This window comes from Streptomyces sp. NPDC057654, assembly GCF_042800135.1.
Classification (GTDB): Bacteria; Actinomycetota; Actinomycetes; order Streptomycetales; family Streptomycetaceae; genus Streptomyces.
In genome coordinates this window covers 1-6,350 of record NZ_JBHVHQ010000499.1, presented here as the reverse complement: position 1 = coordinate 6,350, position 6,350 = coordinate 1, and the positions used below count along the sequence as shown (strand labels likewise).

The window sequence follows — 6,350 nt, the reverse complement described above, 5'->3', positions numbered from 1 at the left end:
GGTCTCTCGCAGGCGTCGATCTCAGTACGCCAGCGGCACCTGGGTGCCGGGGGCGGCCTGGTTGTAGTGGTCGACGATCTTGTTCAGCTCGATCTGGTAGTAGAGCGGGTACAGACCGATGACGAACATCAGCAGCAGGCCGATTCCGGCGCTGCATGTGGGCTGGAGACCGGCGGCCCGCTGCGCGTCGGCGATGCGCCGACCGGTGTTGAAGACCGAGACGAACGGCGGAATGATCACGAACCCGCCGATGGTGATCGCCAACAGGCTGCCGACGGGGCTGATCTGCCGGCGGCTGTCGAACTCCGCCATCTCCTTGTGGATCTTGTAGTACCAGACCAGGCTGTAGATCCCGAGGGTGATCAGTGGCAGTCCCAGCCACACACCGAGCGGGACGCGGCGCTTCATGGCCAGTCCGAAGCCTACGGGGCCTTGCTGCGGGTATCCCCATGGCTGCTGCGTGCTCAACACGTCTCCTCGTGCGCACCCCTGACTGGGCGTCAGGGGGCATTGTTTTCTTCGCGGCGCACCATGCCGCGGACAGATCGCGTAGCTTGTCACAGATTCAGCGCCCTCGCCACACGTATGTTCGCTGAACGCCTGTGCGATAGCGCCCTTGCGCGACCGGGCGACACGCCCGACCCAAGGATGCGGCAGACAGACGGTCGTCACCACACGCGGCCCACGGCCACGCCGGGTGGCCTCGCTCACACCCCATCGCGTCAGACAGACGATTACACTGGGGCGCGTGCCTCAACTTCGTCTCGCCCTGAACCAGATCGACTCCTGCGTCGGCGACCTCGCCGGTAACGCCGAAACGATCCTCCACTGGACCCGGCACTCGGCCGAGCAGGGCGCCCACCTGGTGGCCTTCCCCGAGATGTCGCTGACCGGCTACCCCGTCGAGGACCTCGCGCTGCGCTCCTCGTTCGTCGACGCGAGCCGCGCCGCGCTGGACGCGCTGGCCGCCCGGCTCGCCGCCGAGGGGTTCGGGGAGCTGCCGGTGATCGTCGGCTACCTCGACCGCGACGAGTCGGAGCAGCCCCGCTACGGCCGGCCCGCCGGGGCCCCGAAGAACGCCGCGGCCGTGCTGCACGGCGGCCGGGTCGCCCTCCGCTTCGCCAAGCACCACCTGCCGAACTACGGCGTCTTCGACGAGTTCCGCTACTTCGTGCCCGGCCAGACGCTGCCCGTGGTGCGGGTGCGCGGCGTCGACGTCGCCCTCGCCATCTGCGAGGACCTGTGGCAGGACGGCGGCCGGGTGCCGGCCGCCCGCAGCGCCGGGGCCGGGCTGCTGGTGTCCGTCAACGCCTCCCCGTACGAGCGGGAGAAGGACGACACCCGCCTCGACCTGGTGCGCAAGCGCGCGCAGGAGGCCGGCTGCACCACCGCCTACCTGGCGATGACCGGCGGCCAGGACGAGCTGGTCTTCGACGGCGACTCGATCGTCGTCGACCGGGACGGCGAAGTCATCGCGCGCGCCCCGCAGTTCGAGGAGGGGTGCGTGCTCGTCGACCTCGACCTGCCCGCCGCCGCGGCCGAGCCGCCGGCCGGGACCGTGGGCACCCTGGATGACGGCCTGCGCGTCGAGCACGTGACGCTCTCCGCCGACCCGCTCCCCCCGTACGAGCCGGAGACGCCGGGCGGGCGGGCCGAGCGGCTCGACGACGACGAGGAGGTCTACACCGCGCTGGTGGTGGGGCTCCGCGCGTACGCCGCGAAGAACGGCTTCCGCAGCGTGCTCATCGGACTCTCCGGCGGCATCGACTCGGCGCTCGTCGCCGCCATCGCCTGCGACGCGGTCGGCGCGGCGAACGTGTACGGGGTCGCGATGCCCTCCCGCTACTCCTCCGAGCACTCCATCGGCGACGCCGCCGAGCTGGCCCGCCGCACGGGGCTGAACTTCCGCACCGTCCCCATCGCCCCGATGTTCGACGCCTATATGGGCTCGCTGGGGCTGACCGGCCTCGCCGAGGAGAACCTCCAGTCGCGGCTGCGCGGCACCATGCTGATGGCCCTCTCCAACCAGGAGGGCCACATCGTGCTCGCGCCGGGCAACAAGTCCGAGCTGGCCTGCGGCTATTCGACCCTCTACGGCGACTCCGTCGGCGCGTACGGGCCGATCAAGGACGTCTACAAGACCTCGATCTTCCGCCTCGCCAAGTGGCGCAACCGGTCGGCCGCCGAGCGCGGCGAGACCCCGCCCATCCCGGAGAACTCGATCAGCAAGCCGCCGAGCGCGGAGCTGCGGCCGGGCCAGGTGGACACGGACTCGCTGCCCGACTACGACGTCCTGGACCGCATCCTGGAGCTGTACGTGGACCGCGACCAGGGCCGCGCCGAGATCATCGCGGCGGGCTTCGAGGCGGAGCTGGTCACGCGCGTCCTGCGGATGGTCGACACCGCGGAGTACAAGCGGCGGCAGTACCCGCCGGGCACGAAGATCTCCGCCAAGGGCTTCGGCAAGGACCGCCGCCTGCCGATCACCAACCGCTGGCGCGAAACGGGCTGACCCCTCCCGCTCTCGCCAAAAAAGCCCGCACGCCCGGAGGGGGGATTCACCGGGCGTGCGGAGTCTGGGTGGGGGCGGCCTACGGGTGGTACTTCTCCTCGACCAGGTCCGGGACCGGGACGCCGGACGTGGTGTTCATGGTGACGCGGACGACGACACTGCCGGTCTTCGCGGCCTTCTCCAACTGGTCCGCGGTGCACCGCTTGGTGCCGTAGCCGTCCTTGCCGATCGTCACGGTCCCGTCGGCCCCGCCGCAGATCGCGGCCGCCCCGCGGATCTCCATGGCGTTGGCGACGTCGAACTCACGGGCCTTGCCGCCGTCCTCGGGCTTGACGAGCAGCTTGCTGGGCGCGAGGTAGCTCATCTTGCCCACGATCACCTGGTGGTTGCCCGCGTTGGCGACGCCGCCGCCTTCGGGGGCGGACTTGCTGCCGCTGTTGTGCCCCTGCGCGGCGGAGTCGTTCGACGAGTTGCCCGCAGCCCCGTCCTGGGACGTGGCCGACGAGGCCGAGTCGTGCTGAGAAGCGGACGCCCCCGAGGAGTTGGAAGCGTTCGAAGAGCCTGCGCCCTTCGCCGCCCCGTCCCCGTCCCCCTGCCCGCAGGCCGTCGCCCCCAGCCCCAGCGCCGCCGCCGCGACAAGCGCTGCGGCGACCCGGCGCCCGGTGCGGCCGCTCGGACGAAGGCGGTTGGCGGCGGTGCTCGCGGTGTACATCATGTCTCCCGTTGCTCTGGTCTCTCGTCTCTCTTCCGGTCTCTCCCGGACGACAACCAGCTTGGAAGACCGCGTTGGCGTTCCACTAACGGACCGCTAAGGAGATGTTGTCAGGGTCAGATCAGTCCGCGGTGACGGTGCTCGCTCCGCCGGAGTCCACCGTCAGGGTGTGGCGGTCGACCGGCGGGCGTCCGAGCCGGTCCCAGGCGGCGTACGCCCGCTCGATCTCGTCCCACAGGCGGCGCGGTCCGTGCTGGCGGACGCGGAAGGAGGCGACGCCGCGGCCGTCGTAGTCGACGCTCGCCCACGACGTCGCCCCGGTGTCGCCGATCCACAGCCGGGTGTGCGCCCCGTCCGCCTCGGGGGCGTCGTCCCAGGAGAACCAGGCGCCGGGCACGGTCAGGCCGAGGTGGAACTCGGCGTCGAGATCCCCGCCGGCCACCGTCCACGGCGAGAGCGCCGTACGGGACTCGTCGTGGGCCTGTCCGGGGCGCAGGAGGTCGCGGCCGAGTTCGACGTCGGCGTACTGGCCGCGCAGCACCATGTACGAGCCGAAGGCGCTGAACGGGCCGGAGGCGGTGCCGTCCCGGTGCCGGGTGAGCGCCAGGGTGCCGTAGCAGCACCACGGGCTGTCCCACGGTGTGACGACGCGTCCTCCGGGGGCGGTCTGGGCCAGCCAGCCGGGCGGCACGGCGCGCACCGAGCACGTGGCCAGGACCCGCTCGTAGGGCGCGGCGGCAGCCCAGCCCGCGGCCCCGTCCGCCAGGACGCGGCGGGGCGCGAATCCGGCGGCGGCCAGGTCGCGGCCGGCCCGCGCGTGGAGGGCGGGGTCGATCTCGACGGTCGTCACCCGGTCGTCGCCCAGCCGCGCGCACAGCAGCGCCGCGTTGAACCCGGTGCCCGTGCCGATCTCCAGGACCCGCATGCCGTCGTCGAGCGCGGACAGTTCGAGGGCGCGGACGACCATGGACGGCATGGACACGGAGGACGACGGGAGGCGGGTCCCGTCCTCGGCCGTCTGGAACTGGGTGATCAGCGGGGTGTCGGTATAGGCCGCCGCCAGCCAGCCGTGGGGGTCCGCGTGCCGGTCGCGGGGCGTGTAGCCGCCGTTCCCGTCGCGGATCCACACCCGGTCGGGGAGGAAGAGGTGGCGGGGCACGGATCGCAGGGCCGCCGCGTACGGAGCGGGGACCGGCCGGCCCAGCCGCTCGGCGATCTGTCCGAGCAGCCCGTCCACCAGTGCCGCGGGGTCGTCGTCGGCCTCGGCGGCCGGGCCTGCGAGGGGCGCGGCCACGCTACGCGGCGTCCGGCGCGGGGGCGGGCGCGGGAGGCGGGGGCGGCGGCACGGGCCGGCCCGGCTGATGTCCGTCGTCCCCGATCGGCGACCGGTGCTTGCCCTCCATGGCCCCACCTCCCCGTCCTCGCCCACCACGGTAGAGGCCGCCGCACGGACCGAGCAGGGCGCACGGTGGCACCGGACAGCGCGCGGATCGCGCCCGGAACAAGCCAAGTTGGCCGCGGCGTCTGGCGTGCGGCCCCGGAGCGAGCGATGCTTGAAGCCTCAACCAAAAACCGCGCGCCGACGAGAGGACCGCATATGAGCATCGCCCTCATACGGAATCCGGGCGACGGACCGGACGTCCGCTACTACAAGACCACCTTCGAGCAGGTCGTGAGCACCGCCGAGACCGATGGAGCGGTGACCGTCATGCGGGTCACCGTGGACCGCGGGGACGCGCCGCCACTGCACCGGCACAGCCGGGAGGACGAGAGCTGGGTCGTCCTGTCCGGGCGGGTGCGGTTCTGGGCGGGGTCGGAGTCGCTCGACGAGTGCGAGGTGCACGACGCCGGGCCGGGGGCCTATATCTACGGGCCGCGGCTGGTCCCGCACACCTTCCAGGCGATCACGCCGACGGCGGAGCTCCTCGTCATCAACAACCCGGGCGCCGTCGAGGGCTACTTCCACGCGATCGGCCCCGCCGACGCCCGCCACGACGCCGAACACCTCGATGTCCTGGGGCAGTACGGGGTGACGGTTCTCGACGACCCGCCGGCTTCCTGAGGCGCCCGCCGGGCCGGTGCGCGTACGGGCGGGCGTACGCACACCGGTCAGCTCAGCTCCGTGCGTCCGCCGGGGCGCCCCACACCGGGCGGCCGTCCTCCCACAACGCCGCGACATGGCCCGCGAACCGGTCGTACAGCCCGTCCTCCCCCAGCCGCCGCAGGTGCAGCATCGGCGACTCGTGGCCGAGGAGGCTCGACAGGTGCGGGGTGACCAGCATCTGGTCGTCGAACGCGAAGACCGACAGCGCGATGTGCTCATCGCTGAACCGGGCCTCGATTCCCGACCGTTCGCCCGCCTCCTCCAGCGCGGCCAGGGTGATCCTGATCCGCGTGGAGACCGTCAGCGGCACCCCTTCGATCTCCTCGCGGCGGCGCGTCACCGCCGACGCGGGGTCGCCCAGCAGGAAGCGCACCTCGCAGCCGGCCGCGACCTTGGCCGCCAGCCGGGCGGCGAGCCGCGGATGCTCCTGCCAGACGAAGTAGTTGGTGTACCCCGCGAAGGTGATGTTCCGCGTGGCGGAGTGGATGAGGGCGGCCCACACCGCCCTGGGGCACGCGTTGCGGTAGGGGTACGCTGACACGATCTCCCGGTCCGCGCCCACCTTCATGGTGGAACGGACGCTCTTGGGCCACAGCACGTCGGCACTCACTCCCAGCGCCGCCTCCACCCCGTCCCGGGTCCGTGGATGCGGAACGCGAGCGGGGTTCGACAGCCATCGTTCCGCGGTCTTGGTCGACACCCCGACTGTACGGGCGAGACAACCGGCGGTCATACGTGATGCGGCCATAGCATCGCGCAGAGCTGTGTTCAAGGCTTCCCCTTGGACATTCGGGCCACTAAGGACGGTAGTCCCAACGAGTGCGATACGTCCGGGGCACGGGAGTTAAAGGGCGCCGCCGGGCGACCGATATTCAGACCATGGACAGTTCACCGGGGGAGCGCGGCTCCCCAACGCAACGGCCACTTGTCGTGGACATCCGTACGGGCACCGTCGGCCATGTCATGGCCTCGTATCTGGGCGAGGTGTATCTGCGCCCGGTGCACGGCGGCCCGGAGTGGAC

6 protein-coding genes are annotated in these 6,350 nt (G+C 71.8%); 2 read left to right on the top strand and 4 right to left on the bottom strand.

Translation table 11 applies throughout. The features are described from left to right. Window positions 1-21: 21 nt before the first annotated feature. Complete coding sequence (locus ACFU99_RS28950) at window positions 22-471, bottom strand: DUF4234 domain-containing protein (RefSeq protein ID WP_384397596.1); 450 nt, start codon at window positions 469-471, stop codon at window positions 22-24. A 277-nt stretch (window positions 472-748) separates the two neighbouring features. Between ACFU99_RS28950 and ACFU99_RS28945 the strand changes: the two genes are divergently transcribed. Beyond that, entirely contained in the window at window positions 749-2,512 is a 1,764-nt protein-coding gene (locus ACFU99_RS28945; RefSeq protein WP_384397594.1) for an NAD+ synthase, read from the top strand. A 79-nt stretch (window positions 2,513-2,591) separates the two neighbouring features. On the opposite strand, the gene ACFU99_RS28940 is transcribed toward ACFU99_RS28945, so the two are convergent. After that, window positions 2,592-3,227 (bottom strand): hypothetical protein, encoded by a 636-nt coding sequence (locus ACFU99_RS28940; RefSeq protein ID WP_384397592.1) that lies wholly within the window; start codon window positions 3,225-3,227, stop codon window positions 2,592-2,594. A gap of 118 nt (window positions 3,228-3,345) precedes the next feature. Continuing rightward, window positions 3,346-4,518, bottom strand: coding sequence for a methyltransferase (locus ACFU99_RS28935; RefSeq protein ID WP_384397590.1), 1,173 nt, complete (start codon window positions 4,516-4,518; stop codon window positions 3,346-3,348). 303 nt (window positions 4,519-4,821) lie between these two features. On the opposite strand from ACFU99_RS28935, the gene ACFU99_RS28930 reads away from it, so the two are divergent. Beyond that, window positions 4,822-5,286, top strand: coding sequence for a cupin domain-containing protein (locus ACFU99_RS28930; RefSeq protein ID WP_384397588.1), 465 nt, complete (start codon window positions 4,822-4,824; stop codon window positions 5,284-5,286). Between the two features lie 52 nt (window positions 5,287-5,338). On the opposite strand, the gene ACFU99_RS28925 is transcribed toward ACFU99_RS28930, so the two are convergent. Continuing rightward, window positions 5,339-6,028: a DUF5919 domain-containing protein gene (locus ACFU99_RS28925; RefSeq protein ID WP_384397587.1), complete on the bottom strand. Its 690-nt coding sequence runs from the start codon at window positions 6,026-6,028 to the stop codon at window positions 5,339-5,341. Window positions 6,029-6,350: the final 322 nt, after the last annotated feature.

Coding starts and splice junctions, on each gene's coding strand:
- ACFU99_RS28940 (WP_384397592.1), bottom strand. CDS start 3,227: ATGATGTACACCGCGAGCACCGCCGCCAACCGCCTTCGTCCGAGCGGC.
- ACFU99_RS28930 (WP_384397588.1), top strand. CDS start 4,822: ATGAGCATCGCCCTCATACGGAATCCGGGCGACGGACCGGACGTCCGC.